General features: G+C 38.7%; 15 protein-coding genes. 11 read left to right on the top strand and 4 right to left on the bottom strand.

The annotated features are described in order from the left end of the window. Window positions 1-228 precede the first annotated feature (228 nt). The 11 genes from HGR01_RS19240 (at window position 229) to HGR01_RS19190 (ending at window position 12,307) form a co-directional block, all read left to right on the top strand. Complete coding sequence (locus HGR01_RS19240) at window positions 229-897, top strand: response regulator transcription factor (RefSeq protein WP_045873893.1); 669 nt, start codon at window positions 229-231, stop codon at window positions 895-897. A gap of 244 nt (window positions 898-1,141) precedes the next feature. Continuing rightward, on the top strand, window positions 1,142-2,713 hold the full coding sequence (locus HGR01_RS19235) for a sensor histidine kinase (RefSeq protein ID WP_045873892.1): 1,572 nt from the start codon (window positions 1,142-1,144) through the stop codon (window positions 2,711-2,713). 7 nt (window positions 2,714-2,720) lie between these two features. After that, window positions 2,721-3,176 carry a PepSY-like domain-containing protein gene (locus HGR01_RS19230; protein WP_096621664.1) on the top strand — a complete coding sequence of 152 codons (456 nt, stop codon included), beginning with the start codon at window positions 2,721-2,723 and terminating at the stop codon, window positions 3,174-3,176. Continuing rightward, window positions 3,166-3,372, top strand: a complete 207-nt coding sequence (locus HGR01_RS19225) for a hypothetical protein (RefSeq protein WP_052335401.1) — start codon at window positions 3,166-3,168, stop codon at window positions 3,370-3,372. The genes HGR01_RS19230 and HGR01_RS19225 overlap by 11 nt, the downstream gene beginning before the upstream one ends. A gap of 120 nt (window positions 3,373-3,492) precedes the next feature. Then, window positions 3,493-4,713 carry a glycosyltransferase family protein gene (locus HGR01_RS19220; RefSeq protein ID WP_045873891.1) on the top strand — a complete coding sequence of 407 codons (1,221 nt, stop codon included), beginning with the start codon at window positions 3,493-3,495 and terminating at the stop codon, window positions 4,711-4,713. After that, window positions 4,679-5,866 carry a glycosyltransferase family protein gene (locus tag HGR01_RS19215; protein WP_045873890.1) on the top strand — a complete coding sequence of 396 codons (1,188 nt, stop codon included), beginning with the start codon at window positions 4,679-4,681 and terminating at the stop codon, window positions 5,864-5,866. The genes HGR01_RS19220 and HGR01_RS19215 overlap by 35 nt, the downstream gene beginning before the upstream one ends. 98 nt (window positions 5,867-5,964) lie before the next feature. Beyond that, window positions 5,965-7,806, top strand: coding sequence for an ABC transporter ATP-binding protein (locus tag HGR01_RS19210; protein ID WP_045873889.1), 1,842 nt, complete (start codon window positions 5,965-5,967; stop codon window positions 7,804-7,806). A 90-nt stretch (window positions 7,807-7,896) separates the two neighbouring features. Next, a complete protein-coding gene (locus HGR01_RS19205; protein WP_052335400.1) occupies window positions 7,897-8,640 on the top strand; it encodes a histidine phosphatase family protein in 744 nt (247 codons plus the stop codon). A 2-nt stretch (window positions 8,641-8,642) separates the two neighbouring features. Further along, window positions 8,643-9,935, top strand: coding sequence for a colanic acid biosynthesis glycosyltransferase WcaL (locus HGR01_RS19200; RefSeq protein WP_045873888.1), 1,293 nt, complete (start codon window positions 8,643-8,645; stop codon window positions 9,933-9,935). A 9-nt stretch (window positions 9,936-9,944) separates the two neighbouring features. After that, window positions 9,945-11,234, top strand: coding sequence for a glycosyltransferase (locus HGR01_RS19195; RefSeq protein ID WP_045873887.1), 1,290 nt, complete (start codon window positions 9,945-9,947; stop codon window positions 11,232-11,234). A gap of 23 nt (window positions 11,235-11,257) precedes the next feature. After that, window positions 11,258-12,307: a glycosyltransferase family 2 protein gene (locus HGR01_RS19190; protein WP_045873886.1), complete on the top strand. Its 1,050-nt coding sequence runs from the start codon at window positions 11,258-11,260 to the stop codon at window positions 12,305-12,307. Window positions 12,308-12,315: 8 nt separating this feature from the next. Here HGR01_RS19190 and HGR01_RS19185 read toward each other — a convergent pair whose 3' ends face one another. From HGR01_RS19185 to HGR01_RS19170, 4 genes are all read right to left on the bottom strand, one after another. Then, window positions 12,316-13,689, bottom strand: coding sequence for an alkaline phosphatase family protein (locus tag HGR01_RS19185; protein ID WP_045873885.1), 1,374 nt, complete (start codon window positions 13,687-13,689; stop codon window positions 12,316-12,318). A 15-nt stretch (window positions 13,690-13,704) separates the two neighbouring features. After that, complete coding sequence (gene eboE / locus HGR01_RS19180) at window positions 13,705-14,931, bottom strand: metabolite traffic protein EboE (RefSeq protein ID WP_096621662.1); 1,227 nt, start codon at window positions 14,929-14,931, stop codon at window positions 13,705-13,707. Window positions 14,932-15,136: 205 nt separating this feature from the next. Then, on the bottom strand, window positions 15,137-16,243 hold the full coding sequence (gene eboC, locus HGR01_RS19175) for a UbiA-like protein EboC (protein WP_317891622.1): 1,107 nt from the start codon (window positions 16,241-16,243) through the stop codon (window positions 15,137-15,139). Window positions 16,244-16,259: 16 nt separating this feature from the next. Beyond that, complete coding sequence (locus HGR01_RS19170; RefSeq protein ID WP_071989474.1) at window positions 16,260-17,168, bottom strand: TatD family hydrolase; 909 nt, start codon at window positions 17,166-17,168, stop codon at window positions 16,260-16,262. Between the last annotated feature and the right edge of the window lie 93 nt (window positions 17,169-17,261).

Below are 17,261 nucleotides of genomic sequence, written 5' to 3'. Positions count from 1 at the left end.
CGAAAGAGCAATTGTAGTGTCCGAAACCGCAATTGAGGTCTATTTTGCGATAACTGCTTAGATTTTTATGTAATTACTTCAGCAAAATTTATGAATACTAAAATTATTGCAACAGGTCTTGTCTCATAGTGAGATTTTTTGCGACATAACCCATTAAAAAGTAAATTGGGAACAGGTTTTGCTTAGATGGTTGTCTTCTTTTAAGAACCACGAACGAGGTTGCATCCCATGAATCGTATTCTCATCGTTGAAGATGAACCCCGCATAGCAGCTTTTATAGAGAAGGGACTACGTTCTCATGGTTTTATCACGACTGTAGCAGGTGATGCCCACGCCGCTACTAATATGGCATTAAGTAGCAGTTTTGACTTGATAATTTTGGATTTAGGGCTTCCTGGTAAAGATGGTTTGGAGATATTAGAAGAACTACGAGGACAGGGTGAAACCTTACCAGTAATTATTTTAACCGCACGTGATGATATCAAAGATAAAGTTGCAGGGTTTGAGGCGGGTGCAGATGACTATGTAACCAAGCCTTTCCGGTTTGAAGAATTATTAGTACGGGTAAAAGCTAGGTTGCGTAACAGTGGTAGCACTGCAACCAGAGAAGAGATGCTACTCAAAGTCGGGGATGTCGCTTTAGATTTGCGATCGCGTAAAGTAAAAGTAGGTAAAAATACAGTAGACTTACCAGCACGAGAATTTACTTTAGCAGAAACTTTCTTTCGCCATCCTGGGCAAGTTTTAAGTCGCGAACAATTGTTAGATAGAGTCTGGGGTTACGATTACGATCCTGGTTCTAATATTGTTGATGTTTATGTGGGTTATTTACGTAAAAAATTAGGTAGCGATTTAATAGAAACTGTAAGGGGGATGGGTTATCGGTTGAGGAATTAAATTAATGGGCATGGGGCATGGGTAATTGGTAATTTAGTATTGATTCTTTCTTCCTCATCCCCCTCATCCCCTAATACTTGTCGGTTAAGGGCAAAAGGCGAAGGGGAAAAGGGGCAAGAAAAACCTTTAACCCTTACCCTTTCACCTTTTCCCCAAACCAAATTAAGAGTTGAAAATCCTTAACCGAGCAGTATTGCCTCATCCCCCTCATCTCCCTCATTTTTAACACTGAGCTACTTAATTAATGTGGATAAATAAAAAAGCACAACAATCAGTAGAGACAACAAATACCAAACGTGGTAGAGGTTTCTTTTGGGCTACGCGTACCCGGATTCTTTTGTGGTATGCATTAATTTTTGGCTTGATTTTTGTGGTTTTTGTGCCAGCATTTCGTCAAGTTTTATATGCAAGGATTAATAGTCGGGTGCATGGGCAAATAACTGAGAAAATGCAAATATTTAATCAATTAATTAATGGTAGCAGTAAAATTCCGGAAGATACTCTCTTTGATGAAGAACCGGAAACTATTAATCGGTTGAGAGAATCTGATAATCGCCTATTGAAGCAGCCAAAAACAACGGAAGAATTAAGAGAATTTTTAGATGCATTTTTGGTAAATCAGCTACCAGAAGATGACACCTTTCTGATTATGTTATGGAAGGGAAAATTTTATAAATCTAGTCCCAGAGCTAGACCAAAAGAATTAAGTCGAGATTCCAAAATTATCAGGTACTGGGCAGGTTTAACAAAACCAGAGCAAGGAGAAAAAGTCATTCCTAGTAGTAGCGTTGATACTATCATTTATTTAGCACAACCTGTAAAAATTGACGGCGAAGTTCTGGGTGTGTTTGTAATTGCTCACGCTACGGCTGGGGAACGTGGAGAGGTTTTAGAAGCTGTAGCCGTGATTATTCAAGTGAGTATAGGAGTGCTATTTTTAGCGTTAATTTTAGCTTGGTTTGCTTCTGGAAAGATTCTCGCACCATTGCGGTTGCTGACGCAAACGGCTCGCCAAATTAGCGAAACAGATTTAAATCAACGAATTAATATTAATGGTGATGGAGAATTAGCAGAATTAGCAGCTACCTTTAACGAAATGATGGATAGGTTACAAGCCGCTTTCATCAGTCAGCAAAATTTTATTGATGATGCTGGACATGAATTGCGAACACCGATTACGATTATTCGTGGTCATTTGGAATTAATGGGTAACGATCCGCAAGAAGTTCAAGAGACTGTAGCTTTAGTTATGGATGAACTAGAACGGATGAATCGCTTTGTCAATGACTTAATTTTACTGACAAAAGCAGAGCGTCCCGACTTCTTACTCTTAGAAACAGTTGATGTTCAAAGCTTCACAGAAGAATTATTTACCAAACTTAAAGCTTTAGGTGATGGACTACGCCCCACCATAGGCGATCGCAATTGGCAACTGCAAGCTACAGGTAAAGGTAAAATTATCGCAGACCGTCAACGTTTGACTCAGGCTGTGATAAATTTGGCACAAAATGCTACGCAACACACAAACAATACTGATACAATTTTCCTGGGTTCAATGATTCACCAAGGTAAAGTAAGCTTTTGGGTGCGTGATACTGGCGAAGGTATTGCACCAGCTGATCAAAAGAGAATTTTTCAGCGTTTTGCTCGTGCTGCAAACAGTCGTCGTCGTTCTGAAGGTGCTGGGCTAGGTTTATCTATTGTCCAAGCGATCGCAGAAGCGCATGGCGGAAGAGTAACTCTCGAAAGTCAGCTAGGAGCAGGAGCTAAATTTACCATTATCTTACCCCTAGAATTACCTCAAGACAAAAAGTAATTATGTAGTGAACGGGATATTTATCAAATCAATTATTGCCAGTGTTAGTAGTACATTATTAGTAGCTTGTCATCAATTACACAATCATCAACAAGCTATTATAATTCCTCCATCTGTAGAAGCAGCTTTTCAAGCCAAGTATGCTGATGTTCCGCGCACTTGGCAAAAAACTCACTATGGTTACGAGGCAAATTTTATTCAAAATAATATTAAATATGAAGCCGAGTTTTCTGAAACAGGAAAATGGTTAGAAACTGAATACTATGTGCAAGCTAAAGATTTTCCTGCTGTTGTCTTAAAGCGCATCAAGCAAGAACGTCCTCAATTTAAAATCACAAAATACGAAATCGAGATTACGCCTCAAGGCTTATTCTATGAAGTCGATATTACCGATGGCGAAATCGAAGAAGAACTATATTTTGATAGTAGCGGTAATCCCCAACTAGATTTATATGAGGATTAAGATATTGACTGTCAACAGTCAACAGTCAACAGTCAACAGTCAACAATCAACAGTCAACAATCAACAATCAACAGTCAACAATCAACAATCAACAGTCAACAGTCAACAATCAACAATCAACAGTCAACAGTCAACAATCAACAGTCAACAATCAACAAACCTCATGAGTGATGAAGTCATCTTAATGAAGGTTTGATGAGAACCTTCTCATAAAACCTTCATTAAGAATTCATCTAACAAAGTAATTATGTGTATCAGCAAGAGAACATCCAAGCGATGTTTCAGGCATAAATAATCCCAATTCTTGGTAAAAACTATGCGAATGCTGGTATATTCCCATGACGCATACGGACTGGGTAACATCCGCAGAATGTTGGCGATTTGCGAACATTTACTAGCTGAAATACCTCAACTATCTATTTTATTGCTATCTGGTTCGCCGATGCTGCAAGGGTTTCGCTTACCTAAAGGGTTAGATTATATCAAGCTACCTTGCTTAAATAGAGGTGCAACTGGGGAAGTTGCAGTCAAGTATTTGGGGATGGGTATTGAAGAGACAGTAAGATTGCGATCGCAATTAATTCTCTCATCTGCAATTACCTTTCAACCAGATTTATTTCTCGTAGATAAAAAACCCTACGGTGTGAAAAACGAGTTAGCTGACACCATTAATTATTTTCATCAAAAACTACCTACAACCAAGCTAGTACTTTTACTGCGCGATATTCTAGATTCTCCAGAAGTTACTATTAATGATTGGCAAAAACATGGCTATTACACCGCCATCGAAAAGTATTATCATCAAGTTTTAATAGTCGGCACACCAAAAGTTTTTGATACTGTAAAAGAATACAATTTTTCTGCAATTATTGCTAAAAAAGCTCGTTATTGTGGCTATATTAAGCGCAAACCTGGATTAAAAACACCAACACATATTAGAGAAGAATTGCAACTATCTCCACAGGAACGTTTAATTTTAGTAACTCCTGGTGGTGGTGAAGATGGTTACGAATTGGTTGATACTTATCTGGCGGCGATTAACTTATTACCTGAAGCAAACCTCTACAAAAGTTTAATCATTTATGGCCCAGAAATGCCTGTCAGCCAAAAGCAACTGATAATTCAGGCTGCAAACCATAATCCGCAAGTCACAGTTAGAGAATTTACAGATGATTTAATGAGTTATATCCAAGCAGCAGACACTATAGTATCAATGGCTGGTTATAACACAGTTTGTGAGATTTTATCTGCCAATAAACCTGCGGTGATTATACCACGCTGTCACCCTTCACAAGAACAATTAATTCGCGCTCAAAAAATGGCAGCATTAGGCTTATTCAAAGTAATTAATCCCAATAATTTGCAAGCAGAAGTATTACAAAATGCTTTAGAAAATTTGTCAGATGTGAATAATCCAAGTTTAAACATGAATGGTTTGTCTAATGTAAAAAATTACATTTTTTTGCTATTAACTCAAACAAGCTGCGAACGCCAATTTAACTATGAAAAAAATCCTGTTTTATTGCCAGTACCTTAGTGGTATGGGGCATTTAGTCAGAAGCACAGAAATAGTGCGGAGTTTAGTCAAATATTTTCAAGTTTATTTTATTTGTGGCGGCCCAGAAATCATGGGTTTTGAAATTCCACCACAAGTAGAAGTCATTAAATTACCTGCACTATGGTTAGAGAATGGTAAATTCACCGTTGATGATAGCTACCAATCAGTAGAAGCAGTGCAGGAAATTAGAAAAAATCTGTTGATTGCAGAATTTGAACGCATCCAGCCTGATTGTGTAATTACTGAATTTTTCCCCTTTGGCAGACACAAGCTATTGTTTGAATTACTGCCCTTTGTTGAACATATTAAACTTACCAGTCCTGATACTAAAATTGTTTGCAGTTTACGTGATGTCATTGGCAAAGAAAGCCTTCCAGAGGAAGAGGAAACTATTTGCTATTTAATGAATCGCTATTTTGATTTACTGCTATTTCATGCTGATGCTAATTTTCAGACTTTTTCTGAAACCTTTAGTAAACATCGAGATATTAAATCTAAAATTTTTCATACGGGATTTGTTACTCAACCTCTAGCAAAGAATATTGATGAGCATCAACTATGGGGTGAGTTAAATCCAGAAGTTGTTAAAATTTTAGTAAGTGTTGGCGGTGGGAGAATTGGCTATGAACTTTTAGAAACTGTAATCGCAGCGAGCCCAATTTTAGAGACAAGAATACCACATATTATCAAAATATTTACCGGGCCCTTCATGGCAGAATCGAAGGTGCAGCAGTTAATCAAAGCTGCTGAACAACAAGAAAATATTCAGATAGAAACATATACGTTACAACTATTAGCTTATATGCAAAGCGCAGATATTTCTCTCAGCTTAAGTGGTTATAACACAACTATGAATATTTTGAGTACAGGTGTGCGGGCTATTGTGGTGCCAATTGGTCATGAAAATGAAGATAAAGAACAATTAGTAAGAACACAAAAATTACAACAGTTGGGAATTGTTGATTATGTTTTGCCAGAAGCTTTAACAGATGCTCATTTATCACAGACAATTATTACTAATTTAAATAGAAATTTACTTTTGGATAGTGCTGATAAATTTGATTTGCAAGGTGCAGATAACACAGCTAGTTTCCTCAAAGACTTTTTGCAAATTTCTGCGGTTGCTAGATGACAATAGCATCGGCGTGTATCGGCGGTTAATTATTCTGTCTAAAACACATTGATTGACAAGCCAAAATTTCCAAAATAACTAATAAAGAGGCATAATTAATGGGTCAACGTGCCAAAGAGAAAGAATTAACAGGAGTTATCCCCGGCATCTTGCGGATATTAGATAAATTCTCACCTTATATTCATCAACAAAAACTTTTAATCGCTGGTTCTTTTCTAGTCCTCTTAATTGAAACAGGCTTACGCTTACTTGAGCCTTGGCCTTTAAAATATGTTTTTGATTATATTTTGATACCTGCTCACAATAACTCAGCAAATTTTACTGAAACTTATACATCTAGTCCAGCTTTATTATTAACTTTTTCCGTAATAGCGATTGTCGTAATTGCGGGAGTGGGTAGCATAGCTGCATACCTCAGCACCTATGGCATGTCTTTAGCTGTAGTGCGGGTGTTGTCGCAGGTAAGGGGTGATATTTTTCATCATTTACAAAATCTTTCTCTATCCTTTCACCAAAAATCTAAAAGCGGCGATTTAATCGCCCGTGTGACTGCTGATATTGAAAAGATGCGGACTGTTACGGTAAAAACAGCTTTGCCTTTATTTACCAATACAGTCTCTCTGGTGGGGATGTTGGGAATTATGTTTTGGCTAAATTGGGAATTGGCATTAGTAGTTATGACAATTTTCCCATTATTAATGTTGTTAAGCCGCAACATGATTAGCCGGATTCGTAAATTTGCTAAAAAACATCGTGATTCTGAAGGTGTTTTAGCCGCAACCACAGGGGAAACTATGGGTGCAATAAAAGTTGTGCAAGTTCTATCTCTACAAGAAAAATTGCATGGCATTTTTTCAGCCCAAAACCAAAAGAGTTTAGATGAAGCGATTGAATCTTTAAGACTGTCAGCCGCATTAGAAAGGGCTGTACAAATTTTGATGGCGATTGTGGTGGCTGTGGTGTTGTGGCGGGGTTCTCATGTGGTGTTACACAAGGAACTTAGCCCAGGGGAATTGTTAGTATTTATGACTTATTTAAGAAATGCTTTTGAACCGTTGCGAAAACTTTCTAACCAAATCGGACAAATAGCCAAAGCGACAGCTTCCGGGGAAAGAGTGGTAGAAATTTTGGACTATGAACCCCATGTTCAAGATTTACCCAAAGCGAAGCCAGCCCATCCTTTCTTTGGTGCAGTTAGGTTTGAAAATGTGTTCTTTGGCTACGACACAGGAAAAAATATTTTAAAAGATATTAATTTGATTGTGCAACCGGGACAGCAAATCGCTATAGTTGGGGCTTCTGGTGGTGGTAAATCAACGCTGCTGAGTTTAATATTACGGCTTTATGATCCAGAAATTGGGCGGATTTTAATTGATGGGCAAGATATCCGCGAATATACTCTAAATTCTCTGCGGCAGCAAGTTAGCGTGGTGTTGCAAGATAGTGTGTTATTTGCAGTTACTGTTAGAGAAAATATTGCCTACGGTAAATTAGGGGCTACGGATATAGAAGTAGAACAAGCCGCCAAGTTAGCCAATGCCCATGAATTTATTATGAAATTGCCCCAAGGCTACGATACAATTTTGGGCGATCGCGGTGGTACACTATCAGGAGGACAAAGACAAAGAATTGCGATCGCACGTGCTGCTATTCGTCAAGCACCAATAGTAATTCTAGATGAACCCACTACAGGTTTAGATAAAAAAAGCGAATATATCGTCAACGCTGCACTGGCGAAATTAACTGCAGGATGCACAACTTTTATTATTTCCCATAACCTCAAAGCCGTAGAGAACGCAGATATGATTCTCTATATCGAAGATGGCAGCATTTTAGAACAAGGTACCCACGCAGAACTCTTGAGGTTAGGTGGTTTTTACTCCACTTTATATAGAATGCAAAGCATTGTAGATCCAAATAATACGGTGTCATCCCTATAAATGCCAGGAAGCAGGGGAAAAAGAGTTTTCCAATTTTTACTATAAATCTATTTTTTCCAGTCAACCGTTAACCGTCAACCGTCAACCATCATGTATTTTAAACTTGAAAAATCCACCGGAACTCGCGTGATTTTGCTACGCCACGGAGAAAGTACATTTAATGCTTTGGGTTTATATCAAGGAAGTAGTGATGAATCTGTATTAACAGCAATTGGGCGCAGGGATGCGAGAATTACAGGTAAGTTTTTACAAAAAATTGCCTTTGATGCTGCTTATATTAGTTCTTTAAAACGGGCGCGGGAAACTGCTAAGGAAATTTTTGCAGTTATGGCGGTACAGCCAAGGGAAATTTTGATCAGCGATAAATTACGCGAAAATGATTTACCAATTTGGCAAGGTTTGGCATTTGCATATGTACGCGCAACTTTCCCAGAAGCTTATCAAGTTTGGAAACAACGTCCTCATGAATTTTACATACAGATAGATGGGGAAACTAAGTTTTATCCGGCGTTGGATTTATATCAACGGGTACAGGAATTTTGGCAGGAAGTGTTACCAAAACATCTCGGGCAAACTTTATTGGTAATAGCGCATGGGGGAACAAATCGGGCGTTAATTAGCACGGCTTTGGGGATAAGTCCGGCGTTTTATCATTGTTGGCAACAGTCTAATTGTGGGATAAGTGTACTGAATTTTGCTGATGGTTCGTTAGGTTCAGCAAAATTAGAGGCGATGAATTTGAATCATCATCTGAGTTGGGAAAGGGAGGGGAGAAGGAGGGTTTTTAAACGCAAAGTATCGCAGAGGTTTACGCTAAGGGGCGCGGAGGTTTAATCATGAAGGTAGCATTTATTCTTTGGCGATTTCCGGCTTTGTCTGAGGCATTTATTTTAAATCAAATTACGGGGTTAATTGATCGGGGGCATGAGGTACATATTTATCCTGTGAATGGATTACCTAAAAATTATACGGGGAAGATGCATCCCATTGTTGAGGAATATAAGTTGATGGATTGTGCTTATTTTCCTCCGCTTGTGCCTGAGAATATTACTTGGCGATTTTTTCAAGGTATTGGGTTACTACTGCAAAATATGCATCGAGGTTCTTGGAAAAGTTTGCGGTTTTTTCAACCTGGAAAGTATCACTATGAGGTGGCAAATTTAAAAACCTTTTATCGCCTGGTGCCGTTTCTGGCAGATGGTAAATATGATATTATTCACTGTCAATTTGGTACTTTATCACCAATTGCCCTGGCGTATCGGGAGGCGGGGATAATTTCTGGTAAATTAATTACGACTTTTCGCGGTATTGATATTAGTAAGTATGTGCAGGAGAATGGTGCAAATGTTTATGATCAACTGTTTCGCGAAGGAGAATTTTTCTTAGCCAACTGCAAATTTTTTGGCGATCGCGCCATTAATTTAGGCTGTAATCCTGATAAAATGGTGGTGCATGGCTCTGGTTTAGATTGTAAAAAATTCGCTTTTAAACCGCGTTATTTTCCTAGCAATGGCAAAGTGCAGATTGCGACAACGGGAAGATTGGTAGAAAAGAAAGGTATTGAATATGCGATTCGTGCAGTTGCGAAAATAGCTGAGATTCACCCTCATATTGAATATCAAATTATTGGGGATGGGGAATTAAAGCCACATTTTGAACAACTAATTGCTGAATTAAATATCGGTCATATTGTCAAATTGTTGGGATGGAAACAACAAAAAGAGATTGTCGAAATTCTCGATAATGCTCATATTTTTATTGCGCCGAGTGTAACGGCTGCTGATGGGAATCAAGATGCGCCAGTGAATACCCTAAAAGAAGCGATGGCGATGGGTTTACCTGTGATTAGTACCCTACATGGCGGGATTCCAGAGTTAGTTGCAGATGGGGTTTCTGGCTTTTTAGTTCCCGAACGAGATGCAGATGCGATCGCTTCTAAATTATCCTATTTAATTGAGCATCCACAATTATGGGGAAAAATGGGTAAAGCTGGACGTGCCCGTGTGGAAGAAAAATATGATATGAATAAGCTCAATGATGAATTAGTCGCCATTTATCAACAAATGCTGCAGCCAGAATTACCGCCACAAAATCTGCAACAGCCAACTAAAGAATTAACTCACATCTAATATAAAATTATGAAAGTTGCCTTTTTTGTAGCACATTTCCCGGTGCTATCTGAGCCGTTTATTTTAAATCAAATTGTTGGCACAATAGAACGGGGACATGATGTTGATATTTATTCTCTGGATGGTTTTCCTCAAGATTTATCAAAATTACACCCAGCAGTTGAAAAATATCATCTCATTGAACGGACAATTTACGCTCACTCTCGCCCAAATAATCAGTTATGGCGCTGGGTAAAAGGTTTAAGTTTACTGTTGCTCAACTTTTACAAAAATCCTGGTGTTTGTCTCCAGTTACTTAATACTTCTCGCTATGTTAGCCAAGCCAAATCATTAAAAATGCTCTATCGAGCGTTACCATTTTTAGAAAAGAAATCTTACGACATCATTCACTGTCAATTTAGCACCTTAGGCGTATTTGGTGTGTGGTTTCGCCAGCTAGGTTTAATTGAAGGTAAATTAATTTCCACCTTTCGCGGTTCAGATATTAGCAAGTTTCTCCCTAAATGGGGGGAACAGGTTTATCAGGAATTATTTCAAGAAACAGATTTCTTTTTAGCTAACTGTGAATTTTTCAAAAATAAAGCAGTTGCTTTGGGTTGTGATGCTAATAAAATTCATGTCCACGGTTCAGGAATTGATTGTAGTAAATTCTTTTTTAAAGAACGTGTAATTCCCCACGATGGAATTATCCGCATTGCTACTACTGGACGTTTAGTAGAGAAAAAAGGCATTGAATATGTAATTAAAGCTATCGCTCAAGTAGCTAAATATCACCCTCATCTTGAATATAATATTATTGGGGATGGGGAATTAAAAGAAGATTTACAAAAACTAATTGCTGAATTAAATTTGCAGCAGATTGTCAAATTATTAGGCTGGAAACAGCAAAAAGAAATTGTCGAAATTCTCAATCAATGCCATATTTTTGTAGCGCCTAGCGTCACGGGTAAAGATGGGAATCAAGATGCGCCAGTGAATACGTTAAAAGAAGCGATGGCGATGGGTTTACCTGTGATTAGTACGCTACATGGCGGGATTCCAGAGTTAGTTGCAGATGGGGTTTCGGGGTTTTTGGTTCCCGAACGAGATGCAAATGCGATCGCCTCTAAATTATCCTACTTAATTGAGCATCCAGAATTGTGGGTAAAAATGGGTAAAGCTGGACGTGCGCGTGTAGAAGAAAAATACGACATGGATAAGCTAAATGATGAATTAGTCGCCATTTATCAACAGCTTTTACAAGGTGAATTAACCACAGAAAATCTGATAGAGAAGTCATTAATTACATCTCAATATTAATTATTCAAAAGGAGTCATCAACAATGCCATCACCAATCGTTACTTTAGTTGTTGTACCCCGTGAGCGTTTTAGCTGTACGCAAGCATCATTAGAAAGCATTTACGAAAATACAACTATTCCTTTTAAATTAGTTTATGTTGATGGAAATTCGCCACATAAAGTCCATCAATATTTAGAAACCAAGGCACAAGAAAAGAATTTTACCTTAATTAGCACAGATTATTATCTTTCTCCCAACCATGCACGAAATATCGGTTTAAGCTATGTAGATACTAAATATTTAGTATTCATTGATAATGATGTCATCGTTTCTCCTGGTTGGTTAGCAGCCTTAGTTAATTGTGCAGAAACCACAGGCGCAACCGTTGTCGGCCCTTTAATGTGCGAAAAGCAACCTATACATCAAAGAGTACATTTTGCCGGGGGAGAAAGTCACATTGTCATTGATATTAAAGGCAGAAGACATCTGCGTGAGAAAATGTATAAACAAGGTCATCAAGTACCAGAATTACTTCCCCAACTGCGGCGAACGGAAACCGAATTGGCAGAGTTTCATTGCACTTTAGTTCGTACAGAAATATTTGCAGAAATCGGCTATTTAGATGAAGAGATGCTCAACACTAAAGAACACCTAGATTTTTGTATGACTGTCAGACAGGCAGGTGGTAAAATTTATTTTGAACCTGAAAGTTTAGTAACTTATGTACCAGGGCCTCCTCTAGAATGGAGTGATTTACACTTTTATATGCTGCGGTGGAGTGATGCTTGGACTTTAGGCAGTTTACAACGTCTCCGCAGCAAATGGAATTTATCCGAAGATGGCTATTTCCAAACCAAATACAAAAAATTAGGTGTGAGAAGAGTAGCGACAATTATTAAACCTTTTGTACGTTTAGTTAGCTTCGGGAATGAGAATAAGCGGCTAAAAAGATTATTGAAAAAATTAGATAGAAAATTCAATCGATTTCTCACTGACCGTTACACCAAAATACTACCGCAACGTAAACTTACATTACCATCTCATATACCCCAGCCTCAGGTATCTTGTGGGAAGCCCTACGCAAAGGTTTGACAAGATATTTACATTGTTAAATGCTGGAGAATCAAAGAACAAACATCTGTTGCAGGAATTACGTTTTCATTCATGAGGTGAGTTTGATGGCTAATAAACATCGGCCCCTCGCTGGGAGAAGTACTCACACAACCGTGAGAACCACGCACTAAAGAAGCATCAACAGGAATGACATCCATCAAGTAGCGAAAACCTAATTTTTTCTGCAACAGCTTAGAAGCAATTTTGAGTTGAGGAAATTTTAGCTGCGGATCAAGGAAAAGCTCTACAGGATCGTAACCTGGCTTGCGGTGAATATCCACAGTTCTAGCAAAATCAGGTGCTTTAGCATCATCTAGCCAGTAGTAATAGGTAAACCAAGCATCAGATTGTGCGATCGCAACTAACTCCCCAGAACGAGGATGATTAAGATGGTAAGCTTTTTTCCCTTCTTCATCCAATACCTGCGCTACCCCTGCAGTTGACTCTAGCAAATCGCGCACTTTGGGAATATACGCCGGATCGTTAACATATACATGAGCTACCTGATGATCAGCGACAGCAAAAGCAATACTAGCACCTGGATCGAGTAATTCTCGCCCTAACTCTTCTCTAACAGCAATTAAACCATGTTTCCTGAGTATACGGTTCAAATCTACCGCCTGAGATACTGGGGTAATGCCATATTCTGAAAGAATAATTACTTGAGTATTTCTGGCTTGATAATAATTAATTAAATCACCACAAACAGCATCAATTTCTTGTAAATCTTTTTGGATTTGCTGTTTATCTTGACCGAATTTTTGTAAACAATAATCTAAATGTGGCAAATATACTAATGTTAATGTCGGGCTATAGCGTTCCTCAACCCACTGAGCAGAATTAGCAATCCATTGACTAGAAATAATTGATGTATTCGGCCCCCAAAAATTAAACAGTGGAAACTGACCTAAATCTGATTGAATTGACTCACGAATATTGGCAGGATATGTATAAATATCAGGTAACTTTCTGCCATCTGCGGGATACATGGGGCGCGGAGTAATCGCATAATCTGCAGCAGAATACATGTTGTACCACCAAAAAAGGTTAGCACAAGTAAAATTAGGGTCAATAGATTTAGCCATTTCCCAAATTTTAGGAGACTGGACTAATTTATTAGACTGTCGCCAGAATTTAATTTCACAATCATCACGAAAATACCAACCATTAGCAACAATGCCATGTTCATCAGGTAATTTTCCCGTTAAATAAGTAGCTTGAACAGAACAAGTTACAGCAGGTAATACTGGCGTAATTGGTACTACTTGACCTTTAGCAGCCCAAGCAGATAAAAATGGCGTATTTTCTCCCAGTAAACTAGGTGTTAAGCCGACAACATTAAGAACAACTGTTTTCTGCATAAATTTAATATCCTATTAATTACCAGAAAAATTTGTTAATACCCACTCATATTCTCGCTGAATAGAAGTGAGCAAATCTATTTTCATTGCTGATGGCAATACATCCCATGTATAAGTCTCAATCTCCAGATGTTGACAAGCATGATTTTGCTGCAACAAATGTAAAATTGTCACAATATCATCTTGTGTAGACTGCAAAATTTGATAATCACGAATGAAAATTGGCACATGAAAATGAGTGCGCCATTCTTCAGCTTGCGATTGCTGCAGTTGCGGTAAAGCCGTCATTAAATCAGGATAATGATGTAGCGTTCCATCAGCACGACGTTCTATGACTTGGTGCAAATAAGTTGATTCAGCAAAAGGTTGTAAGCGCTCAACTATTAAACTGCGTTGCTCAACTTCAGATGGTATCTTTACTTGAATTGCAGCACTAATTTGCATCTTGCCAATTTTAATTCCTGCTGATGCCAAGCGTGCAAATACAGACTCAGGTTGCTCATATTCTACTGAAAAATGGCAAGTGTCATAGCAAATTCTTACATGGTCTAGCAATTTACTTGCCGCTAAACTATACTCAATATCTAATTGTTCAGCTAAATAATTACCAGCTATAGGCAATAACCAATTTTGATAAAATTCAATTACTTCTGAAGTATTTTCAATTAACCCATCAGGTTCAGGTTCTAAATCAATGTGCAATAACTTACCTGTAGTTTCCTGAATTCTCATCATTTCAGCAACAACTGCTGCAATATTCAGACAGCTAGTCTTGAAAACTATCTCCTTTTTTTCTTCTTTATCTGACCACCAAGGTTTATATGATAAAGGTAAAGTAGAAATTCCCCCATCTAAGCCATCAGGTAATAAAGCCGCTAAAATTGCTGTCAAATTTAATGTATACTCTACTCGTTCCTGATTTGACCAATCTGGTGCATAAACTTGGTCTTTAACAAATTGGCGATGAAATCCTCCGTAAGGAAAGCCATTTAAAGTGAAAACATATAAATCTTTTTCTGTTAGCCAAGCTTGAAACTGAGCTAAATTTTCACCTGCTAAAAGTTGCTTTGCGGCTGTATCTGCTAACCGTAAACCAATGCCAAAAGCTGCTTCAGGCGATAAACGAGATTTGAGTTCAGGAATATATTTTTTTAAATTGGCGAAAACTTCTGCCCAACTTTCACCAGGATGGATATTTGAGCAATAAGTTAGGTGAAAGTTGCTATTAGCGGTAATTTTCATAATACAAATACCTAGGTTTTAACATCTTTAATTTATTTGCGGTGCGTTGCGCTGCGCGACAACACACCCTACACGTGGAATTTTCATGAGATAAATACCTTTATTGTTATGTAAAAATATTTTTTCCGTAGGGTGTGTTACGCCGTAGGCTAACGCACCTTGCATTTTTAATTTATTTGTGGTGCGTTGCTACACTCCTGCAACTTCAAGTAACAGCAAACATTTTGGCGAATGACATAGAAATTGGTAGCAAAATTAATACTAATAAACCGTAAGTTAAACCAGTAAAACCAGCTGCAATGGTTGCATCTAAAATAATTAAAGACAACACACCAACTTTCACCGCATTGCGGATTTTTTCTGGTACTGGCTCACGCGCAGCTTGGATAAAATTAGGTAATACTCGCACCGCTAATAAAGCTGCGAATGGTAACGCTGCAATTACTGTATATTCTGCGAAAAAGCCTAAACTTAAAACTGCTGTCAATACTATTGCAATTAAAATTAACGCTACTATTCCCGTAATTCTTTTACCACCGTGAACTTCGCCTTGACTAATTGCGGTGATAGCGGCAATGTAAAGTACAGGAATGAGCGCTAAATACCAGCGTTCCCCAACCATAGCAGGTAAAGCACTGACACCCAATAACAAGTTACTACCACGGCACACACCCATATTTAAAGGGCCAAAAAAGGGATGATGCTTCCCTACAGAGTCATACAATAGCGCTGCGAAAGTAATGAATATAGCAATGGTGACACTCAACAAAGATACTTGAGCAGCCGCAAAAATTGCGATCGCAAATAATATCATCCCCAATAAAGCCGCATTCTCGCGAGACACACGTCCGCTAGGAATCGCTCTTGATGGGCGTTCTTGCTGATCTAATTCGGCATCAAAAACATCGTTAAAAACGATACCACCGCCATATAATCCCGTTGTAGCCAGCAACAACCAAGCTAAGGGAATTAAACCATCAGCCGTTGCTTGTCCATTAATTAATTGAGTAAAAATTACCCCAGAACCACAGGCCGCAAAACCAACTAAAATATCAGCCCAAGCAGTCACAATATTCGCCGGGCGCATCAACTCTAAATACCCGCGCCACTTGGGTAAATTTAAACTTGCAACAATATTCACTTGTGAGTCCTTAATTATTTGGTGTTTGTCATTAGGTAATTGGTAATGGGTAATTGGTAACGAGTAATGAGTAATGAGTAATGAGTAATGAGTAATGGCTATTCTCCCCTGCACCCCTGCTTCCTCTGCTCCCTCTTCTTCCTCATCCCCCTCATTTTCCTCTTCTCCCAATCCCAATCCCCAATCCCTACTCAATCAACACATAATCTGCAACAGACTTAATCCCCGGTTCTTGTCCCCGCAATACTGAGTTCCCGTTGAACATTTGACACTGGTCAGCAGATGGCGCATCTAGCCAGTCTGAAGCTTTCATTTGTCCTGTTTGACCGTAAGCTGCTAGGGCATTTTCATAGCAAACAGCTTGTACGTGTTTCTCCGGTATTCCTGTGTCTAACATTAACTGTGCTGTTTTCGGAACTGCTAAGGGATCGCTCACACCCCAATCGGCGCTACTATCTACAATGATGCGATTACTTCCATATTGACGAACAATGTCTGCCATCCTAGCGTTACCCATCTTAGTTTTAGGGTAAATTGTGAAAGCTGCCCAAAAACCTCGGTTTAAAACTTCTTCAACGGTTTCTTCGTTGTTGTGGTCAATAATTACTTGTGATGGATCTAGTCCATATTCAATGCAACGATCCATACTGCGGCTAGCCCCTGCTTTTTTATTACGATGAGGGGTATGAATCATTACCAGCATATCCAGTTCTTTAGCTAGGGCTAATTGTTCGCAAAAGTATTTATCTTCTGCTTCTGTCATGTCGTCATAGCCAATTTCCCCAATCGCCACCACACCTTCTTTACAAGCAAACAGTGGTAGCAATTCCATCACTTCTGCGGCTAAGGCTTCGTTGTTAGCTTCTTTGGGGTTGAGTCCGATAGTACAGTAATGTTGAATCCCAAATTGACTGGCGCGAAAGCGTTCCCACCCAACCAAGCTACTAAAGTAATCTTTAAAGGAACCAGCAGTTGTGCGGAGTTGTCCCAACCAGAAAGATGGCTCAATCACTGCGACAATACCATGTTCCCGCATGATCAGGTAATCATAGGTGGTACGGGAACACATATGAATGTGGGGATCGATAAACATCATAAATAGTTCAAAATTCCTAATTCAAAATGAATAACGCAGTATTAATCGCTGTACTGAGACTTGGCGTAACAGAGACGCGATTCATCGCGTCTC

The organism is Tolypothrix sp. PCC 7712 (assembly GCF_025860405.1).
Lineage (GTDB): Bacteria > Cyanobacteriota > Cyanobacteriia > Cyanobacteriales > Nostocaceae > Aulosira > Aulosira diplosiphon.
The sequence above is the reverse complement of the archived record's forward strand: the minus strand, read 5'-3'. Positions and strand labels throughout refer to the sequence as shown.